This is a genomic window from Psychrobacter pasteurii (assembly GCF_900162815.1).
In the GTDB taxonomy this organism is placed as follows: Bacteria; Pseudomonadota; Gammaproteobacteria; order Pseudomonadales; family Moraxellaceae; genus Psychrobacter; species Psychrobacter pasteurii.
The window spans coordinates 31,710-51,830 of record NZ_FUGD01000076.1 but is presented as its reverse complement, the minus strand read 5'-3'; the positions used below and the strand labels follow the sequence as shown (position 1 = coordinate 51,830).

General features: G+C 42.5%; 17 protein-coding genes. 14 read left to right on the top strand and 3 right to left on the bottom strand.

Annotated features, from left to right (window positions below):
* The first annotated feature begins 93 nt into the window (after nucleotides 1-93).
* The 6 genes from A1232T_RS06390 (at nucleotide 94) to glyA (ending at nucleotide 7,380) form a co-directional block, all read left to right on the top strand.
* Nucleotides 94-987 carry a glycerophosphodiester phosphodiesterase gene (locus tag A1232T_RS06390; protein ID WP_077448631.1) on the top strand — a complete coding sequence of 298 codons (894 nt, stop codon included), beginning with the start codon at nucleotides 94-96 and terminating at the stop codon, nucleotides 985-987.
* Nucleotides 988-1,494: 507 nt separating this feature from the next.
* Complete coding sequence (locus A1232T_RS06385) at nucleotides 1,495-2,685, top strand: acyl-CoA desaturase (RefSeq protein ID WP_244152404.1); 1,191 nt, start codon at nucleotides 1,495-1,497, stop codon at nucleotides 2,683-2,685.
* A 290-nt stretch (nucleotides 2,686-2,975) separates the two neighbouring features.
* Complete coding sequence (locus tag A1232T_RS06380; RefSeq protein ID WP_077448630.1) at nucleotides 2,976-4,082, top strand: RNA-guided endonuclease InsQ/TnpB family protein; 1,107 nt, start codon at nucleotides 2,976-2,978, stop codon at nucleotides 4,080-4,082.
* Nucleotides 4,083-4,100: 18 nt separating this feature from the next.
* Nucleotides 4,101-5,333: a GNAT family N-acetyltransferase gene (locus A1232T_RS06375; protein ID WP_279625891.1), complete on the top strand. Its 1,233-nt coding sequence runs from the start codon at nucleotides 4,101-4,103 to the stop codon at nucleotides 5,331-5,333.
* Nucleotides 5,334-5,360: 27 nt separating this feature from the next.
* Nucleotides 5,361-5,831 carry a chorismate--pyruvate lyase family protein gene (locus tag A1232T_RS06370; protein WP_077448628.1) on the top strand — a complete coding sequence of 157 codons (471 nt, stop codon included), beginning with the start codon at nucleotides 5,361-5,363 and terminating at the stop codon, nucleotides 5,829-5,831.
* A 292-nt stretch (nucleotides 5,832-6,123) separates the two neighbouring features.
* A complete protein-coding gene (gene glyA, locus A1232T_RS06365; RefSeq protein ID WP_077448627.1) occupies nucleotides 6,124-7,380 on the top strand; it encodes a serine hydroxymethyltransferase in 1,257 nt (418 codons plus the stop codon).
* A 106-nt stretch (nucleotides 7,381-7,486) separates the two neighbouring features.
* On the opposite strand, the gene A1232T_RS06360 is transcribed toward glyA, so the two are convergent.
* Nucleotides 7,487-7,735 (bottom strand): DUF2164 family protein, encoded by a 249-nt coding sequence (locus A1232T_RS06360; RefSeq protein WP_077448626.1) that lies wholly within the window; start codon nucleotides 7,733-7,735, stop codon nucleotides 7,487-7,489.
* A 183-nt stretch (nucleotides 7,736-7,918) separates the two neighbouring features.
* On the opposite strand from A1232T_RS06360, the gene pepF reads away from it, so the two are divergent.
* Nucleotides 7,919-9,754 carry an oligoendopeptidase F gene (gene pepF / locus A1232T_RS06355; protein ID WP_077448625.1) on the top strand — a complete coding sequence of 612 codons (1,836 nt, stop codon included), beginning with the start codon at nucleotides 7,919-7,921 and terminating at the stop codon, nucleotides 9,752-9,754.
* A gap of 101 nt (nucleotides 9,755-9,855) precedes the next feature.
* Here the strand turns inward: pepF and gltS are convergent, their stop codons facing one another.
* Both gltS and A1232T_RS06345 read right to left on the bottom strand, forming a co-directional pair.
* Nucleotides 9,856-11,130 carry a sodium/glutamate symporter gene (gene gltS, locus A1232T_RS06350; RefSeq protein WP_077448624.1) on the bottom strand — a complete coding sequence of 425 codons (1,275 nt, stop codon included), beginning with the start codon at nucleotides 11,128-11,130 and terminating at the stop codon, nucleotides 9,856-9,858.
* 631 nt (nucleotides 11,131-11,761) lie between these two features.
* Entirely contained in the window at nucleotides 11,762-13,060 is a 1,299-nt protein-coding gene (locus A1232T_RS06345; RefSeq protein ID WP_077448623.1) for a glutamate-5-semialdehyde dehydrogenase, read from the bottom strand.
* Between the two features lie 418 nt (nucleotides 13,061-13,478).
* On the opposite strand from A1232T_RS06345, the gene A1232T_RS06340 reads away from it, so the two are divergent.
* The 7 genes from A1232T_RS06340 to A1232T_RS06310 all read left to right on the top strand — a co-directional run bounded on the left by A1232T_RS06340 (nucleotide 13,479) and on the right by A1232T_RS06310 (nucleotide 20,105).
* Complete coding sequence (locus A1232T_RS06340; RefSeq protein ID WP_077448664.1) at nucleotides 13,479-14,288, top strand: ABC transporter ATP-binding protein; 810 nt, start codon at nucleotides 13,479-13,481, stop codon at nucleotides 14,286-14,288.
* Nucleotides 14,289-14,694: 406 nt separating this feature from the next.
* Nucleotides 14,695-15,492, top strand: a complete 798-nt coding sequence (locus tag A1232T_RS06335) for a transporter substrate-binding domain-containing protein (RefSeq protein ID WP_077448622.1) — start codon at nucleotides 14,695-14,697, stop codon at nucleotides 15,490-15,492.
* 69 nt (nucleotides 15,493-15,561) lie between these two features.
* On the top strand, nucleotides 15,562-16,407 hold the full coding sequence (locus A1232T_RS06330) for an ABC transporter substrate-binding protein (protein ID WP_077448621.1): 846 nt from the start codon (nucleotides 15,562-15,564) through the stop codon (nucleotides 16,405-16,407).
* 184 nt (nucleotides 16,408-16,591) lie between these two features.
* Nucleotides 16,592-17,425 carry an ABC transporter substrate-binding protein gene (locus A1232T_RS06325; RefSeq protein ID WP_077448620.1) on the top strand — a complete coding sequence of 278 codons (834 nt, stop codon included), beginning with the start codon at nucleotides 16,592-16,594 and terminating at the stop codon, nucleotides 17,423-17,425.
* A 374-nt stretch (nucleotides 17,426-17,799) separates the two neighbouring features.
* On the top strand, nucleotides 17,800-18,540 hold the full coding sequence (locus tag A1232T_RS06320) for an ABC transporter permease (RefSeq protein WP_077448619.1): 741 nt from the start codon (nucleotides 17,800-17,802) through the stop codon (nucleotides 18,538-18,540).
* A gap of 9 nt (nucleotides 18,541-18,549) precedes the next feature.
* Nucleotides 18,550-19,275 (top strand): ABC transporter permease, encoded by a 726-nt coding sequence (locus A1232T_RS06315; protein ID WP_077448618.1) that lies wholly within the window; start codon nucleotides 18,550-18,552, stop codon nucleotides 19,273-19,275.
* A 134-nt stretch (nucleotides 19,276-19,409) separates the two neighbouring features.
* The gene (locus A1232T_RS06310; protein ID WP_077448617.1) at nucleotides 19,410-20,105 is read left to right on the top strand and encodes a fumarylacetoacetate hydrolase family protein; all 696 of its coding nucleotides are present in this window, start codon (nucleotides 19,410-19,412) and stop codon (nucleotides 20,103-20,105) included.
* Nucleotides 20,106-20,121 lie beyond the last annotated feature (16 nt).

Below are 20,121 nucleotides of genomic sequence, written 5' to 3'. Positions count from 1 at the left end.
GCTGTTAATTGTTTTTATTATCTGCCATTATTTACTACTTATCTTGTTCCGTTTTAGCCAAAAAAAATGTTGGTTCAATCTCAAAGAGTGTTTATGACTTCCCTAGCTACCTTACTCGATACTCATAAAACCTATCTATTAGGTCACCGAGGCGCTCGTGGTGAGCAATTAGAAAACACTAAGGCTGGCTTTATCCATACCCAGCAGCTCAGTCAAAAGTCGACAAGCTACTTGGCTAAAAGTAAATTAGTTGGCATAGAGTTTGACGTTCAGTTAACGCTAGATGGCAAATTGGTGGTATTTCATGATGAAAACCTGCTTAGGCTATTTTCTCATCAATCTAGAATAGACCAATTAACCGCGGCACAGATCCAGCGTATCAGCCGCTCTGCTAGAGCCGAAAAAAGTGACTCTATTTTGCTGCTGCAACAGATGCCAAAGCACCTTAAAGGTTATAGCCATATTGAACTGGAAATTAAAACTCACGAACGCACCAACTATGCCCAGCTGATTCAATCATTAAAGCAGTGTTTGGTAGACCCAAACTTGAGTAGTTTACCTTTGACCTTGACCAGCTTCGATATTCGGTTACTTGAGCAGTTACAGGCAGATTCTGTACTTAGTCACTTTAAAAGAGGCCTTTTAGTTGAGCCTACCTGTCCTCAATTAACGATTGACCTTATGAGAAGCCCTGCTCTTAACCCCTCAAAACGCCCCATTATTGATATGAAAATTGATATAAAAAATGCAGCGATGAGTACGGGCCAGCCCCTAGCCGATACTGTGTTAATTGCGTTACGACTAGGCTGTTCTTCTATTGGTTTGTTTTATCCTTTATTTGATTCAAATTTGATTGCTCAATGTCAAAGATACGGCCTTAGCAGCACAGCCTGGACAGTTAATGATGTGGATTATGCCAAGCAGCTAACCAAACTTGGGGTGAGCTATCTTATTACCGACTACCCTACCGCCTTTTTGCACAATTAACCTGACTTGCACAATTAACCTGACAAAAAGTGCTTAGGCTAAATTTGTTTCCACCCTATTAATCAACTGTTATATAAAAGTAAAAAAGCCCCAAAACCTCCCTTTCTCAACAAAATTCGAGTGTATAAGTGTTCACTTTAATCTTTATTTAAGGTATTCTACTTACATCGAAATCTCCAATCTCAATTCTTTATATCAAGTAAGGATGCTCTAAGAATGAAAATAAGAAATGGAAGTCTTTTATCTTCCTTGCGTGCTGTCGGACAACGTTCACTACACAATGCCAGCAAAGCAGTTAACTCCGGCAAAAAAGTAGCAGGCGCATTGTCTCGTTCGCCATTAGTTCAGCTAATTAATAAACAGCTGAACTCTAGCAGCCCTTTGCCTATTCCTACTTCTATGAAGACTGTCAAAGATGAGCGTCAAAATACAGCAGAGTTAGAGTCAGAATCTGTTGGTAATTCTTCAGAGCCATTAACGGCTGAGGAACAACTCAAACAAGAGCAACTGGCCAAAGAACTTGCCTTTAAACGTGCTCCCATTAACTGGATTCCTGCAGCAGTATTGATAGCAACTCCGATTGCCGCAGCAGTGATTACTCCTTGGTATCTCGCTACTCATGAAGTCAGCAAACCTGTCTGGATAACTTTTGGTGCTATTGCCATTTGGACAGGGATGAGTATTACCACCGGCTATCATAGATTGATGTCACATCGCACTTATAAGGCACATCCTGCAGTGCGTAACTTCTTCTTATTAGGAGCCACACTGGCGGTTCAAGGATCAGCATTTGATTGGTGCTCAGGTCACCGAACTCACCATAGACATGTAGATGACCCTATGGATGATCCTTATTCAGCCAAACGCGGCTTTTGGTTTAGTCACATTGGTTGGATGTTAAAAAATTACCCCAGTGGTAACTTTGACTACAAAAACATCCCAGATTTAACCAAAGACAAGGTGCTCCAAATCCAGCATAAATATTATGGATTATGGGTAGTGGCCACTAACGTTGGTCTAATCGGTGCTATTGGCTGGTTAATTGGCGATGTCTGGGGAACTTTATTGCTAGCAGGTCTAGTGCGTTTGGTTATCAACCACCACTTTACCTTCTTTATTAACTCTTTATGCCATATGTTTGGAACCCGTCCTTATACGGATACCAACACTGCCAGAGATAACTTCTTATTGGCTATACCGACTTGGGGTGAGGGCTATCATAACTACCATCACTTCTTCCAATATGACTACCGTAATGGGGTTAAATGGTGGCAATACGACCCAACCAAATGGCTTATTGCCGCGTTAGCAAAAGTAGGATTGGCCTCTGATCTACGTACGGTAGACAACATGACCATTAAACACGCTGAAGTAAATATGATGTTTAAGCGGGCTCAGAAAAAGATTGAAAAAATCAGTGATGAGCAAGGTCTAATTACTGACAGTAACCTGCCACGTAGCCTGCAAAACTTTAGCGACCGTGTTCATTTTGAATATCAGTTATTTAATGACACCGTTAAAGAATGGCAAGCTTTAAAAGCCAAAGCCATGCAGCTGAAGAAAAATGAATTTGCTGAGCGTTTGCACGAGGCAGATGAGGCGCTTAAAGATCAGTACCACATGATTGAAAAACGCATCTTAAAACACAACCACAACTTAAAGCAGGCTTTTAAAGAAATAAGCTTTAAAACGGCTTAAGCCAAAGCTTTAAACAAAAAAATAATAATAACAAAACTAAAAATAAGAACTAAAATAATAATAACAGCAAACTTTCTCCACCCCCTTGCTTCTGGTAAGGGGGATTTTTTTATTCTCCTGTTATTGAAAAACTCTATGACTACTGTTATTAACAAGTTCAGGCAACAGCTTATTTATCACCGGTCGCCGTAAAACCACCCACTTCAGGGGGTGGATATAAGGCGACGTATACTGTCGTGAGTAGTACTTAAAGGGTTGTAAGTTAAAATTAACCTCGGCATACTAAAGGTATGAAAACCCTCAAGCTACGCATTAAAGACAAGCACATAAAAGAGCTGAATCAGCTAAGCGGTTCGGTAAACTTCGTGTGGAACTATGTTAATGCTCTAAGTTTTGAGCATCTAAAACGTACCGGTAAGTTTTTTAGTGCTTATGATCTAAGTGAGTACACCAAAGGAAGCGGTGAGTATTTAGGATTACACAGTCAGACCTTACAAGCTATCAATGAGACTCACGCCAAGGCTCGCAAACAGTTTAAAAAGGCCAAACTTAACTGGCGTACCAACCGTCCTGATGCCAAACGTAAATCACTGGGCTGGATACCTTTTAAAAAATCTGCTATCAAGCATCTAAGCACAAGACAAACGGGAAAGAAAGCACTTAAATCAACCCTTCAATTATCACTATCCAAAGGTCAAAAGCTTATTATAGATGTATTCGATAGCTACAACCTAAGCCTGTATCAAATCAACACGCTTGAGATAGTACAAGACAGTCGTAATCGTTGGTATGCGTGTATTACTGTTAAAGACTCCCCCAAACAAGCAAGTGGTATGGGCAGCATTGGTATTGACTTAGGTTTAAAAGAGTCTGCTACCACCTCAAATGGTGACAAGCTAACTATTAAGCAAACGCAAAAGTGGGCGAATAAATTAGCAGTAGCCCAGCGTGCTAAGAATAAAAAACGTGTCAAAGCAATTCATGCCAAAATAAAAAATACAAGATTAGACTTAATTCATAAATTCACCACCAAGCTTGTGCAGAATAATGCCTTGATTGTGGTTGGTGATGTTAAATCACGCTCATTTACCAATTCGATGACCAAACTGGCTAAATCGACATACGATGCCGGATGGTTTGAACTTAAACGACAACTGGAATATAAATGCAAGCATGCAGGTTGTCAGTTTGAGATGGTAAATGAGAGTTACACTACCCAGACCTGCTCGTGCTGCCTTAATATAAGTGACAGTAGTCCGAAAGGTAGAGCAGGTTTGCGAATAAGAGGATGGAGGTGTGCTGAGTGTGGCTCATGGCATGATAGAGATATCAATGCTGCTAAGAACATCCTTGCGGTCGGGCTTGACCGTCTAGCTGTAGGAATCCCCTCGGTTTAGCGAGGGGAGGAGGTCAAGATTTATTCATACGCAATCACGCAAGACTTAACTTGGCAGGCAGACGCTAACTGGCAGCAGCCAGACACCCCCTTTATGTCTTTTGCTTATTGGCAAGCGCTGACAGAGACGGGCGCTATTGGTCAAAAATCAGGTTGGGTGCCGTTATATATTATTATTTATCAAGATGAAGAGCAGTCGCCAGTTGCGGTACTTCCTCTGTTTATTAAAGGTCATCATCAAGGGGAGTATGTGTTTGACCATGCATGGGCGGATGCTTATGCGCGTTATGGTGTGGACTATTATCCTAGGCTCGTGACCAGTGTGCCTTATACCCCAGTGAGTGGGCAGCGCTTTTGGTTGGCGGAGGGAGTTACAGTAGACCAAGCAATTTGGCAAGTGGCGATCACTGCAATCGATGATGTGGCAAAACAAACAGGAGCTTCAAGCTGGCATGGTTTGTTTGTCAATGATGAGCAGCAACAAGCGTTTAATGTCTTATCTAACCCTTTGTTTGAGCAGCAGTTACTTGAGCGTGAAGGCTGTCAGTTTTTATGGCAAAACCAAAAGCTGACTGATATTGACGAAGAGGGTCGCCCAAAACCGTTTTCTAACTTTGATGACTTCTTAAGTACGCTGACCGCCAAAAAGCGCAAAAATATCCGGGCTGAGCGTAAGAAGATTGCCAAGCAAAACCTGACCTGTCAAATTAAAACTGGGAATCAGATTACTGATGAAGATTGGGCGGTATTTTATCAATGTTACGCCATGACTTACGCGGTGCGTGGCCGTCATCCTTATTTAACCCCAGAGTTTTTTGAGAAAATTTCCCAAACTATGCCTGAACACTTAATGTTGGCGCAGGGTCTAGATGAAAATGGGGATATCGTGGCCAGCAGCTTGTTCTTTTATGATGACCCAAATCAGCCTGATGCGACATTATATGGTCGCTACTGGGGCTCATTAGATGAGTATGACAGCCTACACTTTGAGCTGTGTTATTATCAAGGCATTGAGTTTGCTATCGAAAAAGGATTGCAGTACTTTGACCCAGGTACGCAAGGTGAGCACAAACTGATTCGAGGTTTTATACCCCATAAGACCCACTCGCTACATCGTGTTTATGATGCGCGCTTTGAGCCAGCAATTGCGAATTTTTGTGAGCAAGATCGTCAGTATATGCAGCAATATCGTCAGCAAGCCCATAACGCGCTCCCCTTTAATATTGACAACATGCCTCAGTTTAAAGGCTGAGCATCATACTTGGTTCAAGGATAAAGCATGTCTATATCAGCAGAGGCGCTATATTGGCTGACCTCAGACGGCTCATTAACTGCCTTATTAGAAGCTAAGGCAGGGCAGTCGCTAAAAGTAGAGCCTACCTTTGAGGGGTATCGGGCCTTAACTTTGGCCCAAAAAAAGCAAATGGGCTATCAAGGTGCGCAGTTAAATAGGCCGGTAATGGCTTGGGTGCGAGAGTCTTTATTATATGGAAATAGTGAGAAGCCTTGGGTGGCGGCGCAAAGTATCTTTCCTTTGATTAGCTTAAAAGGAGAGGCTAAGCGTCTACAGTACTTACGCGGCACTCCCATTGGTTATGTGTTATTTAAGCGTCAAAACTGCTTGCCCAATAGCCGAGTAATTGAGTCTACGGACTTGGGTTGGCGCCGAAGTACTCTTTATAACTGGTATAATCGAGACTTGTTAATTAGTGAAACTTTTTTGGCTGATTTTTTTACAGAGGCTTCTTAAGTCAAAGGGGTTTTGCTTATAATCTGTATTTTAAATACCCTATAAGTTAGCTAAACTCAAAAAACATCCTCTTTTTAGGGTGTTTTTTCGCTTTAGTCGACAAGATTTCATGTTACACTTATCTTCTAATTGTGCAGAGTTGCCCCCTCCTAAAAATACTTCATTCAAATCTATGCGGTAATAGCAAAATATTGCCTGATTGAACGATTGTTTTTAGGATATAGAGCGGTTGGTGGGTTCGGCGCTTGTATTTTTTTATATGTCGTATGTGACTTATTAATAGGATAGAACTATGTTTAAAGATATTAGCATTAAAGACTATGATCCTGATTTATATCAAGCCATGGTGTCAGAAACCAAGCGTCAAGAAAGCCATATCGAGCTAATCGCTTCAGAAAACTACTGCTCACAAGCAGTTATGGAAGCGCAAGGTTCTGACCTAACCAACAAATATGCTGAAGGTTATCCTGGCAAACGCTACTACGGCGGTTGTGAGTTTGTTGATATCGTTGAGCAATTAGCGATTGACCGTGCTAAAGAATTATTTGGCGCTGAATACGCAAACGTACAGCCACACGCGGGTAGCCAAGCAAACTCTGCAGTATTCTTAGCGTTACTAGAAGCAGGCGACACAGTTCTAGGCATGAGCTTAGACGCTGGTGGTCACTTAACTCACGGCGCACACGTAAACTTCTCAGGCATCAACTACAATGCAGTTCAGTACGGCCTAGTAGAAGAAACTGGCCTAATCGACTATGACGAAGTTGAGCGTTTGGCCAAAGAGCACAAGCCAAAAATGATCATTGCTGGTTTCTCAGCGTACTCACAAGTGGTTGATTGGCAGCGTTTCCGTGACATCGCAGACAGCGTTGGCGCGTATCTATTTGTAGACATGGCTCACGTTGCCGGTCTGGTTGCAGCTGGCGTATACCCGAGCCCAGTACCATTTGCTGATGTGGTAACAACGACGACTCACAAAACACTACGTGGTCCACGTTCAGGTCTAATCCTATCTCGTGACGACAAGTTAGCTAAGAAACTAAACTCAGCGGTATTCCCAGGCAACCAAGGTGGCCCATTAATGCACGCTATCGCTGCTAAAGCGGTTTGTTTCAAAGAAGCGCTTCAGGACGACTTCAAGACTTACCAGCAGCAAGTGGTTAAAAACGCTCAAGCAATGGCAAAAGTTATCCAAGAGCGTGGTTATGAAATCATCTCTGGCGGAACTGAAAACCACCTAATGCTTATCAGCCTAGTTAAGCAAGAAATGACGGGTAAAGAAGCGGACAAATGGTTGGGCGACGCGGGCATCACTGTGAACAAAAACGCCGTACCAAACGATCCAAAATCACCATTCGTAACTTCTGGTATCCGTATCGGTACGCCAGCCATTACCACTCGCGGCTTCAACGAAGCACAAGCTGCTGATCTAGCGGGCTGGATCTGTGACGTATTAGACAGCCGTGGTGACGAAAAAGTACTAGCAGAAACTCGCGCTAAAGTTGAGAAAATCTGCAAAGAGTTACCAGTTTATGAGCGTAACCAGTAATTAGTTTTATTATTACTGATACGTTTTAAATAAAAAAACCGCTTAGCTTGTCGCTAGGCGGTTTTTTTGTGGCCGATAATAAGCCGATAATAAATTACAGGCTGGTCTAATCTTTCTTTAAAGCAGACAGGTCTTCTAAAATCCCAGTAAAGCGGTCATACAGCCAAGGCTCAGCATCCTCAATGGCTTGGTCGTAAATCTTTGGCCCAATTAAACTGACCATAAAATCCAGTAAGAACTTAGCTGGCAGGTTGCCAAGATCCATATCAAGTTCATCACTCATGTACTCTCGTAATTCATCGAGCAGAACCTCTTCCTCTTCTTTATCCAATTGCAACAGTTTTTTATGTTTCATAATTAACTCAGTCAGTCTCTAGAAAGTAGAGCACTTGAAGATAACTCAAGGCTCAGGCAGGGTGTGGTACTATTTATGATTATCAAACTCAGTCTATGACAGGGCTATATATAAAAGCCATTTAGACTGACGACTTATAATTGTTATGCCATCTTACTACAGACAAAAAATTAAAGGACATCCATGACTCAAGTTCTCGAAACTACGGAAAAACAAGTTCAGTCACTACCAAATCGTAAAGACGTGCCACAACATTTAACCTGGGATATGACAGCGCTTTATGCCACGCCAGAAGATTTCTATGCAGACCTAGACAAAGCTAGTGAGCTTACTGATGAATTAACTTCAGAGTCGATGCTGACCTTAACAGATGGCAATAGCATCATACGTCTGCTACAGACTTATGAATCCTATTTGACCATTTTGTCTAAAGCAGGTACTTATGCTGGCGCGCAAAGTGCAGTAGATATGAGTGACAGCGAGCTACAAATCAGAGCTAGAGATTTTGATTCAAAAGTAGCCCAGTTAAATAGCCAAACTGCGATAGTAGAGCAAACCTTAAAGCAGGCAGATGAGCTGCTAATTAAGCAAGCGATGGTGGATAACGATAAGTATCGTCCCTTTTTATCCGACTTATTGGCGCAAAAGCCATACACCCTAAGCTTAGAGTTAGAAACGGCGCTTATTTCGTTATCACCGGTATTAGATTTGCCGTATCAAAACTACGAGCAGTGCAAACTGGCAGATATGAGTTTTGATGACTTTGAGGCCAAGGGTCAGACGTATCCATTAAGTTTTTCTACCTTTGAAAATGAGTATGAAACGGCAGTCGATACCGAGTTTCGTCGTAATGCGTTTAAGGCATTTTCAAAACGGTTACGCGAATCACAGCACACCATAGCCAGTAACTATTTGACCCAAGTTAAAAAAGAGAAAATCATGGCCGATATGCGCGGCTATGACTCGGTATTTGACTATCTTTTGCACGATCAGAAAGTGTCGCGCGAGGTATATGACGAGCACATCGATACCATAATGCAGCATCTTGCACCGCCAATGCGACGTTACGCCAAGCTATTGCAGCAAGCCAATGGTATCGACAAAATGACCTTTGCTGACTTAAAAGTGCCACTTGATGCCAATTTTGTGACGCAGGTTAGTATTGATGAGGCGAAGCAATATTGCTTGGATGCGTTATCTTTATTGGGTGCTGATTATACTGACATGGTGCAACGCTCGTTTGATGAGCGCTGGTATGACTTTGCTCAAAATAAAGGCAAGATTACCGGTGGATTTTGTGCGTCACCCTATGGCGAGCACTCATATGTGTTGATGTCGTGGACACAAAACCTAGGCGATGTGTTTACCTTAATTCACGAAATAGGCCACGCCGGACATTTATATAATGCTGGCCAGTATCAAAACTACTTAAGTTATGAGCCGTCACTGTACTTTATTGAAGCCCCGTCAACTTGTAACGAGCTGTTATTGGGCCATCATTTATTACAGCAAAATACAGACGATAAGGCGTTTCAGCGTTATGTGGTGTCCTCATTATTATCAAATACCTATTATCATAACTTTGTGACCCATTACTTAGAAGCGCACTTCCAACGTGAAGTGTACCGTGCGGTGGATGCGGGTAAGAACTTAAGTACCGATGATTTGCATCAGCTCATGCAATCCACGTTGCAACAGTTCTGGGGTGAGGAAGTAGAGATTGATGAGGATGCAGCGTTAACTTGGATGCGTCAGCCGCACTATTATCTAGGTCTATATTCTTATACTTATAGCGCTGGTCTAAGTATCGCTACTCAGCTGTTTAAAAAACTACGCAAAGGCGAAGATGTCATTGAGGACTGGTTAGAAGTGTTACGCGCTGGCGGAACCAAAACCCCAGCCGAATTGGCGCAAATGATAGGAGTGGATATCACAGATAACGCCACTTTGATTGATAGCATTAGCTTTATTGAAGAGCTGATTGATCAGGCTGTGGGGTTAACTGAGCAGTTGAAATAGAGGCAGTCGAGTAAATTAAGGGCAAGTTTTAAATATAAAAAAGGGCGAGATTAAAACCAATCTCGCCCTTTTTGCGTTATCTAAGCTTGTACTAAACTGGCTTACATAAAGGGCAGTTTAGTGAAAATTTGCAACACAGTGGCGTTGACGATATCCACGAAGAAGGCGCCAACCATAGGCACAATCAAGAAGGCTTTGTGCGAAGGCTGATAGCGGTCGGTTACTGCTTGCATGTTGGCAATAGCAGTTGGGGTTGCACCCATACCAAAACCACAGTGACCTGCTGATAACACGGCAGCGTCGTAGTCTTTACCCATAATTCTAAAGGTAACCAGATAAGCGTAGCCAATCATGACTAAGGTTTGCACCAGTAGGATAATCAGTACTGGACCTGCTAGGTCGGTTAATTGCCACAGTTTTAGAGACAATAATGCCATTGCTAAGAACAAGCTCAATGAAGCGTTACCAATGACGTCAATGGCACGATCGAACATATGGAAGTCAAATACCATAGTTAATACGTTACGCAGAATCACACCACCAGCCAGCGCCCAAACGAAGGTAGGTAGCTCAAACCAAGTGCCTTGACCAACATTAGTCATGATGTCAGCAAAAGCTAGAGCCGCAGCAAATAAGGCCAAAGACTCAATGGTTGAAGAGGCAGTAATTAGACGAATGTTATCTGGCTTCTCAAAGATTTCTTTGTTTCTATAAACATCTTCTTCATCATGCTTGGTGCTGTATAGAGACTGCTTGCCTGCCAGCTCCTCAGTAGGAGTTGGATTGGGATTAACAGCAGAAGGTTGAACGCCTAAGCGGTTAATCAGACGACGAGCCACTGGACCCCCGACAACACCGCCTGCTACCAGACCGTAAGTAGCCACAGCGATACCCAAGGTGGTCGCACCCACTACGCCATACTGCTCTTCTAAAGTGATGCCCCAAGCACCGGCAGTACCGTGACCACCTGTTAGAGCGATAGACCCAGTTACCAAGCCTAGTAGCGGGTCAAGGCCTAGCAGTTTGGCCATAGAAACACCAACCACGTCTTGCAGAATAATAAATACTGAAACCACGGCAGTGAAGATAAGCAGTGGTGTGCCACCTGCTTTGAGTCGGGCAAAGTCAGCACTTAAGCCGATAGAGGCGAAGAACATCAACATACAAGCGGTTTGCAGGTCTTGATGGAAGTTGAAGCTATAGCCCCATACGATATTGAGTGCATAAACAATGACCGCAGCCACTAGGCCACCTGCCACAGGTTCAGGGATGTTGAAGTCTTCTAAAAACTTCACTTTCTTTACCAAAAAACGCCCCATAAGTAGGACGAGTGTGGCTAATATAAGCGTATAGTAGCCATTTAAAGTAACTTCCATAAGTTGCTCCTCTAATAAGTATAAAGCCACCTTAATTTGGAATGTAAAACGGGGTTGCTGCATCCCAAATTAAGGTGTACTTAGCTAAGTTTTAGTGTTTCATAAGATTGCTTTTAAGCGATTAATAACAGGCCAGTTATATCTAGGGCTTATTATTGTTGGCTTAATTTTGAAAATAGAATGCCTTCATACCGTAGTATCTGAGAGTGATAAAAGTAGGCATTGTCGTATTAGCAAAAGCCACAAAGCTGAATTTTCTGAGAGTGCCAAAGCGGCAACATTCTGATAATTATGCAACTGGCTATTGCTAACGGCTCAAATAGATCAGTTGTCTATATATTGTGTGACAAGATTTAAAAAGGCGCTGACTTAAAATGGCCTTATCTATGTCCAAATTGAAGGGACTATATTACTAAATTTGGCATTTTAAAGCACCCTATATCTGCCCAAAACATCAAACAATAAAGTCAGCTAATTTAGGTTAGCTCTTAGTTTAAGCAGATAGTGGTTTGTTATATTTAACAGGCAGTTAAGTAAACATAAATAAAAAACGCCAACCGTAAGGTTGACGTTTTTATAAGAAGCAAAGGGGTAGGGAGTAGGGCGTTAATTACAGTATTAACTATAACCCTTAGCCACGTACTTCACCATGACCATAAACAATCCATTTTTGTGACGTCAGGCCATTTAGACCGACAGGACCACGGGCATGGATTTTGTCTGTAGAGATACCAATCTCAGCACCCAAACCATATTCAAAACCATCCGCAAAGCGGCTAGAGGCGTTAATCATGACACTAGAAGAGTCTACTTCACGGATGAAGCGCTGTGACTTAGTGTAATTGTTGGTGATAATGACATCTGTGTGATGGCTACCGTGAGTATTGATGTGAGAGATAGCTTCATCAATGCCTGCCACAATTTTAATCGCTAAAATAGGCGCTAAATACTCTGTATCCCAATCTTCCTCATTGGCATCATTTAAATGACCAGCAAGTTTAGCATTGTCTTGTAAGATGGCTTTTGATTCAGCATCTAAGCGCAGCTGCATCGCATCATCGGCGTCGACAATGGCTTCTGCAATCTTTGGAAGCAGTTCATTGGCAACGGTATTATCGACCAGTAAGGTCTCCATCGTATTACAAGTACCATAGCGATGGGTCTTAGCGTTAACGCTCACTTTAATAGCCACTTCAGGGTCGGCATCACTGTCGATAAAGGTGTGACAGTTCCCGTCTAAATGCTTAATGACCGGTACACGAGCATCATTACTGATACGCTCAATCAGGCCTTTACCGCCACGAGGAACAATCACATCGACGAATTCAGTCATAGTAATTAGCTCACCCACAGCAGCGCGGTCCGTAGTCTGCAGTACTTGCACGCCATGCTCTGGCAAGCCAGCTTCTTTTAAGCCCTCTAAAATGCACTTAGCAATGGCTTGGTTGGATTCAAAAGCTTCAGAGCCACCACGCAAGATAATGGCATTCCCTGACTTTAAAGCTAGAGAAGCGGCTTCAAGAGTGACGTTTGGACGTGATTCATAAATCATACCAACGACGCCTAGGGGCACTCGCATTTTACCCAGTTGAATACCAGAGGGGCGGTAAGTCATGTCTGCCACCTCACCGATAGGGTCTGGTAAAGCAGACACATCTTTTAAGCCTTGTAGCATGCCCTCAAAACGGTCATCTGTTAGCTCTAAGCGATCTAATAGAGCAGCATCTAAATTATTATCATGACCATTTTGCATATCAATTTTATTAGCGGCCAAGATTTCAGGCTTTGCTTGTTTTAATTTGTCATAAATACACAAAAGCGCGTCATTTTTTGCCCCGGTATTGGCAGCGGCTAGCAGTCTTGAAGCCTGTCTGGCTTGTTGCCCCACTTGTTGCATATACTCTTTGACGTCCGTGATGTCTTGTGCCATTTATAGTTCTCCTGCCTGTAAATATAAAAATAAGAGTCATTCGCTTATAACATAAAGCAGATATAGGCAATAGTAAAGCCAAACGCAAGCTTTATAGTAAGCTTGGGTAACATGGGATTAAGTTAATTATAAAAAGGACCCCGATAAATTAAAGGGTCTGTTATGGAGAGTTAGTTATGGAGAGTTAGAGCTTAATTTTCAAAGCAATGAATGGACAGTACAACAGTAGATTTGTTTTGGCGCTTAATAAATTTACAAATAATGTGGTGGTTTTGGCACTGAATTGGGCAAAATATTTGCTTATGCACTGGGTTTTAAGAGACAATACGCTATTAAAACTTATAGGTTAGGGTTGCCTGCCTATTTTTATGTTATACCCTTTATTGCTTTCAACTTATTTCGGACACCAGCCACTGTTATGCCACACTCTACTTCAGATCGACCTATTGCCCTTGATTTGCAAAACATTCATAAAAGCTACGGCTCGCTTGAGGTATTAAAAGGGGTCTCGCTCACAGCCTATGATGGTGATGTGATTTCTATTTTGGGCTCATCAGGCTCAGGTAAGTCAACGCTACTGCGCTGTATTAACCTTTTAGAACATCCCAATCAAGGCACCATTACCTTAGGCGGTGAATCATTGGATTTAGTGCCTGGTAAATCAGGGGAGCTAGAAGCTGCTAATAGAGGACAGCTTGAAAAATTCCGTGCTCGTGTTGGCTTTGTTTTCCAAAACTTTAACTTATGGCCGCATAAGACTATTTTACAAAACATTATTGAAGGCCCGACTCAGGTCTTGAAGATAAGTAAAGATCAAGCCATCACAGAGGCGGAGCAGCTGTTAAAAAAAGTGGGCCTGCTTGATAAAAAAGATGCTTATCCCGACAACTTATCCGGTGGTCAGCGTCAACGTGTGGCTATTGCACGTGCTTTGGCGATGAACCCACAAGTACTGTTATTTGATGAGCCGACTTCAGCGCTAGACCCAGAGCTTGTGAATGAAGTATTGGCCGTTATGCGCGACTTGGCAGCAGAAGGCCGCACCATGCTTATCGTAACTCACGAAATGCGCTTTGCTCGTGATGTCTCGTCGCAAGTGGTGTTCTTACACCAAGGTCGTATTGAAGAGGCGGGCACACCAGAGCAAGTATTTGATAACCCGACTTCGCCTCGAGTGCGTGAGTTTATGGCTTCTCATCGTGCTGATGCCAACAAAATTGCTTTGTAATAGCGTCAGCTAATTTATGCACTGCCTGACTATTTGTTTCTTGATTGCTTAATAATTAATAAACAGTGGGCTAAAAAGAGTGAGTATCAATCGATACTCACTCTTTTTTATTTAGGTAAACTATAAAAAAACCATAGCTGTATAGAGTAAAAAAGTCTTAATTAAGCAGGGGTTATGAGATTGACTCAAAGTTAGAGAATAAAATGATTTGTCTTTACTCAAACCCTCATGTATTATTTTTGTTTATAAAGATTACACAAACCTTATCGTATATCCCTCATAATCACTATACTAGCTTGGGTTTTGGATGGGTTTATAGAGCCATTGATTCGGTTGGCAGCACCCCCTAAAATTTTAGCCCACTCAGTTTTGTATAGGCCACTTTTTGGCTTCGGAGAAATAAGAAATGTCATTATTTGATATCCAGTTATCGCGCAAGGTTTTACCTGTCCTAGTTATGGCGGGTATGGTTGGACTAGCAGGCTGTTCACAGTCTGATACCACGGCAGAAGGAGAAGGCGCGACTTCTGCAGAAGGCAAAACGGTTCGTATCGCTACTGAAGGTGCGTACCCTCCATTTAACTACACCAACAATGATGGTAGCTTAGGCGGCTTCGACGTAGACGTTATCAACGCTGTTTGTGATGAAATCAAAGCCAATTGTGAGATTGTTGCTCAAGACTGGGACGGTATTATCCCAGGTCTATTGGCCAACAAATACGATGCCATCATCGCGGGTATGTCTATCACTCCAGAGCGTGCAGAAACCGTTGACTTTAGTGCTCCTTACTTCTCAAACACCATGGTTTGGTTGGCGAAAAAAGACGGTACCTTTAGTCCTGACGACATCACCAATAAAGATTTAGGTAGTCAACGCTCAACAACCTTAGGCGAATACTTACTAGCTAACTTTGACAAAAAAGATGGCAACAAAGTAAGTCTGTATGACACTTATGAGAATGCTTATCTTGATTTAAAATCAGGCCGTGTAGATGCGGTATTGGCTGAGAAAGTTTCAGCAGCAGATTGGTTACCAGAGAATCCTGATTATGCAGTAATTGGTGAAGAGATTGATAACGATGACAACTTAGGGGTTGCCTTCCGTAAGGATGATCCTTTAAAAGATGAATTTAGCAAAGGTATTGAAGCCATTCGTGCCAATGGTAAACTGGCTGAAATTGAAGCTGCTAACTTCAGTAAATAAGATTAAGCCGTCGTAGTCTTATTAATAAAATCTCTATTACCAACTATCAGTAAAAATTAGGATCACATCATGACAACTGCAATAAAATCAAAAAGTAAATGGGCTGCACTATCTGTTGCTTTATCCGGCTTAATGCTTGCTGCTTGTAGTAATAGCAGTGAGGCTCCAGAAGCTGGTGAGGCAACTGCTGCTGCCAATACTGATAGCACAGAGCAAACCATTAGAATCGCCACTGAATCAAGCTACAAGCCATTAAGCTATACCGATGCTGATGGCAAATTGATTGGCTTTGAAATTGATTTAATCAATGCACTTTGTGACGAAATGGCAGCCAAGTGTGATATCAGCTCTCAAGAGTGGGATGGTCTAATTCCAGGTCTTCAGGCTAAGAAGTTCGATGCCATTATTGCGGGTATGTCAATCACGCCTGAGCGTCTAGAAAAAGTAGACTTCACTGATCCGTACCTAAGTAACGGTCTTATCTTAGTGGCCAAAAAAGGCGATGAAGTTAGCGTAGAAGATGACTTTAGTGATGTGTCTGTCGGTGCTCAGCGCGCTACTATTGCAGCACAATACATTGAAGAGACGCACCCAAAAGCCAAACTTAACCTATATGACACGCAAGAAAACGCTTATCTAGATCTGACTTCAGGCCGCATTCGTGCGCTGTTCTCAGATAAAGTTACAGCAGCTCACTGGTTAATGAGTGATGAAGGTCAGGCGTTTGAGCAAAAAGGTGAAGAGTTTAATAGTGATGACACTATGGGTATCGCTGTACGTAAAGGCGATGAGTTAGCGGGCAAGTTTAATACTGCACTGCAAGCTTTAAAAGCCAGCGGTAAGTACGATGAGATTTCAGCCCCTTACTTTGGTACCAGTACCACAGCTGCTGCTCAAGAGGCGACTGCTCAATAGACTGTTATTAAGTAGTATTTAGCCCTAAACAGCAAGATAACAAATGAACATTGTTGCTGAAAGGCAGATGTTCGTATCGCTGGCTGAAGTCGTAAGTCTTTAACTTGCTCTCTGGTTTTGAGAGGGCAGTTAAGGCGATAAGATTTCAGACCAGCTTTTTTTTAGATTTTATAAGGACATAAGGATGCTTAAAAGCCCAATAGCACACAGCAACGTACCGCACAGTCGTCTTAAGAAAGGGGCCATCACTCTTATTACTGCTCTGTCTGTTTCTGCCTTAGTAGCAGGCTGTAATAATGCAGATAATACCAGTGAACCTGTAGCTGAAGGTACAGATACAGAGCAAAAGGTATTACGCGTGGCCACTGAGGGAGCCTACGCTCCTTTTAACTATACGGATGCTGAAGGTAATTTAGCAGGCTTTGATGTGGATATTGCCAATGCTCTGTGTGAAGAGATGCAGCTAAAATGTGAAATCACAGCTCAAGACTGGGAAGGTATTATTCCAGGTTTAAAAGCCAAGAAGTATGATGCCATTATTGCTGCGATGTCAGTAACCCCTGAGCGTGCTGAACAGGTAGATTTTACTGAGCCTTATTTCACCAACTCTTTGGTATTTATTGCTAATAAAGACAGCGACTTTGATCCTGGTGTTGCTGATGCGATTAATAACAGTGAGATTGCAGCCCAGCGCTCGACTATTTCATCACAGTGGTTAGAAACCAATTATCCAAAAGCCACTATGAAAATGTATGACACATTAAATAATGCCTTTTTGGATTTAGAGTCTAATCGTGTAGACGCTATGGTCTCTGATAAATTACCGGCTGTAGAGTGGTTAACTAAGAACCGCTCAACGTTTGAAATTAAAGGCTCAGACATTGAAATCGATGACAACTTTGCTATTGCAGTGCGTAAGCAAGACGCCTTAAAGCAAGACATCGACACTGCATTGGCTGCGATCAAAGCCAATGGCACTTATGACCTTATTAAAGACAAGCATTTCCCAATGCCTTAGTTTTAAATGTTTTCATTTAGCAGCGTCTAAGTAAAGGGTCTAATTAAATAAGATGTGAACTAAATAATTAGCCTCACTATACAGTGAGGCTTTTTTTACAGATGAAAAATATTACGTCTTAAAGTGTGGGTCTCATAATGACATCAGCTGCCTATTGAGGCAGACACTGGGTTCATCATATACTTAACTATTTGGCGTATAATATGTTAAAATTCGCCGTTTGCATATAATCGTAAAATACGATTTAATCTCAGTGTTGCTCAATACACTTGATGACAGCCCCAACTTTAGGACTGTTACTGAGTACTCAGTTTTACTATCCCGTTTCGTATATAGTCGATTATTCTACTCTCATTATTTAGGTTGCTTCTCACGTGTTTGATTTGCAAGGTTTTGGACATCTCTTACTTAGTGGCTCGTTGATTACGATCAAACTTGCCTTATCAAGTCTTGCAATAGGTTTGGTCTTGGGGCTGTTAGGGGCTACTGCCAAACTTTCTAAGATTTGGATATTTCGCAAACTGGCGACGGTTTATACTGCGACGATGCGTGGTATACCTGAGCTGCTGTTGGTATTATTTTTATACTACGGCGGCTCCATGCTCATTATGGCGGTACTCCAGAAGTTCGGTTATAACGAATATGTTGAAGTTAGTCCATTCTTAGCAGGGGTCTTGGCCTTATCTATTGCCTTTGGTGCTTATGCTACCGAAGTGTTTAGAATGGCGATTCAAGAGATACCAAAAGGGCAGTGGGAAGCAGCGCAAGCCTTAGGTATGAGACCCATGCAGGTTTATTTCCGCATTATTGTGCCACAAGTTTGGCGCTTGGCTCTACCTGGTCTGGGTAACCTGTTTTTGGTGTTATTAAAAGACACGGCATTGGTCTCAGTGGTGGGATTAAAAGACATCATGTATCATGCTGCGCGCGGGGCTCAAGCGACCCAGCAAGCCTTTACTTTCTATATGGCGGCTGCTTTTATTTACTTGGGACTTACCATCGTGGTGACTGCCTTTATGATGTGGCTTGAGTGGCGGGCTAATCCTGCTCAGCGCTATGCAAAAAAACTTGCGAAACAGCACGTATCGCAATCAATTAATGCAGCTAAAGGGTAGGGGGCAGACATGGACTGGAATTGGCAAGTAATTTTCACATACCTACCGGACTTACTAAGTGGTGTCGCACTAACGGTCAAGCTTGTGGTGATCTCGGGTATTCTGGGCTTTATTTTTGGTTTGGGTTTGGCTCTATTGCGCTTATCTTCCAATAAATTGATTCAGGTATTGCCCTTTTTATATATCTTCTTCTTTCGTGGTACCCCGTTACTGGTACAGATATTCCTCATCTATTACGGCTTATCTCAGTTTGAATTCATCAAAGATTCTTTCTTGTGGGAGCCAGTATTAAAGCAGCCGTTTTGGTGTGCCATTATTGCCTTTACTCTAAACACCAGTGCTTATACTGCAGAGATTATTCGTGGGGCGATTCAATCTATTCCACCAGGGGAGCTTGAGGCAGCAGATGCCATTGGTATGTCTCGTTTGCAGAAGCTAACACGCATTACTCTACCTCGTGCCTTTGGAATCATGATTCCAGCTTACAGTAATGAAGTTATCTTTATGCTAAAAGGCAGCTCGCTAGCTATGACCATTGCCTTAATGGACATTACCGGTATTGCCAAAACCATCAGTGCGCGTACTTATACTATCTTTGAATTGTACTTTGCCGCGGGTGTTATTTACCTAGTATTGTCTTGGGTTGTCTTGCTAAGCTTCCGTTTGATAGAAAAGCGGATGAATCGTCATGCTAGCTACGTTCCCCCTGAAGTGGTAAGCAATACCATTCCTTAAGGGTCTGAATCTAAGATAATGAGCAGCCAGCTATTTTGATATGCTGGCTGTTTTTTTATCTAAACATGGATAATAATGTAGTTATCAGCCATAACCTCTATAAAACACTGCTTCTGTAAATTGAGAGATTTAATATGACAACCTCCCTTGAGAGCCTTTCTAAAACCGATACTACTCAGCCAGAATTACCCCTAGGCAAGGTGGTGTGTGTCGGGCGTAATTATGCAGCTCACGCTGCGGAATTAGGCAATGAAATTCCCACACGACCTATTTTATTTATTAAACCTGCCTCTAGTGTGATTGGTACCGACTCACTTATTGCCAGTCAAATCATAGATGTGCCAAGAGACACAGCGTATGACGTGCATTACGAAGCTGAGCTTTGTGTGCGTATTGGCGCTCCTCTGAAAGCGGCTTCAATCGAAGAAATAAAAGCGATGCCCAAAGCCATTGATGCGGTAACTTTGGGACTGGACTTAACCTTACGTGACCTGCAAAGTGAGCTAAAAGCCAAAGGTCATCCTTGGGAGCGTGCCAAGTGCTTCGATGGGTCGTGTGTGCTTGCCCAATGGGTGGAGCCTGAGTCTTATGCAGACTTTAGCGCGGTCAATTATCAGCTGTATATCAATGAGCAGTTAACGCAAGATGGCCATACTGAGCTGATGCTGTTTCCGCTATATGAGCTGTTAAGCGAAATCAGTTATGCGTTTAGCTTACAGCCTGGCGATGTGATTATGACAGGTACGCCAAGCGGGGTAGGAGTGCTAAAAGCAGGCGATAAATTAACCTTGAAGCTCGGAGAGCATCAATGGCAAGCCAATGTAGGCTAGGCGCTTTTGTTGTTTT

Coding starts and splice junctions, on each gene's coding strand:
- pepF (WP_077448625.1), top strand. CDS start 7,919: ATGACTCAAGTTCTCGAAACTACGGAAAAACAAGTTCAGTCACTACCA.
- A1232T_RS06340 (WP_077448664.1), top strand. CDS start 13,479: ATGCCACACTCTACTTCAGATCGACCTATTGCCCTTGATTTGCAAAAC.
- A1232T_RS06370 (WP_077448628.1), top strand. CDS start 5,361: ATGTCTATATCAGCAGAGGCGCTATATTGGCTGACCTCAGACGGCTCA.
- A1232T_RS06345 (WP_077448623.1), bottom strand. CDS start 13,060: ATGGCACAAGACATCACGGACGTCAAAGAGTATATGCAACAAGTGGGG.
- A1232T_RS06360 (WP_077448626.1), bottom strand. CDS start 7,735: ATGAAACATAAAAAACTGTTGCAATTGGATAAAGAAGAGGAAGAGGTT.
- A1232T_RS06325 (WP_077448620.1), top strand. CDS start 16,592: ATGCTTAAAAGCCCAATAGCACACAGCAACGTACCGCACAGTCGTCTT.
- gltS (WP_077448624.1), bottom strand. CDS start 11,130: ATGGAAGTTACTTTAAATGGCTACTATACGCTTATATTAGCCACACTC.
- A1232T_RS06315 (WP_077448618.1), top strand. CDS start 18,550: ATGGACTGGAATTGGCAAGTAATTTTCACATACCTACCGGACTTACTA.
- A1232T_RS06310 (WP_077448617.1), top strand. CDS start 19,410: ATGACAACCTCCCTTGAGAGCCTTTCTAAAACCGATACTACTCAGCCA.
- A1232T_RS06380 (WP_077448630.1), top strand. CDS start 2,976: ATGAAAACCCTCAAGCTACGCATTAAAGACAAGCACATAAAAGAGCTG.
- A1232T_RS06330 (WP_077448621.1), top strand. CDS start 15,562: ATGACAACTGCAATAAAATCAAAAAGTAAATGGGCTGCACTATCTGTT.
- A1232T_RS06335 (WP_077448622.1), top strand. CDS start 14,695: ATGTCATTATTTGATATCCAGTTATCGCGCAAGGTTTTACCTGTCCTA.
- A1232T_RS06390 (WP_077448631.1), top strand. CDS start 94: ATGACTTCCCTAGCTACCTTACTCGATACTCATAAAACCTATCTATTA.
- glyA (WP_077448627.1), top strand. CDS start 6,124: ATGTTTAAAGATATTAGCATTAAAGACTATGATCCTGATTTATATCAA.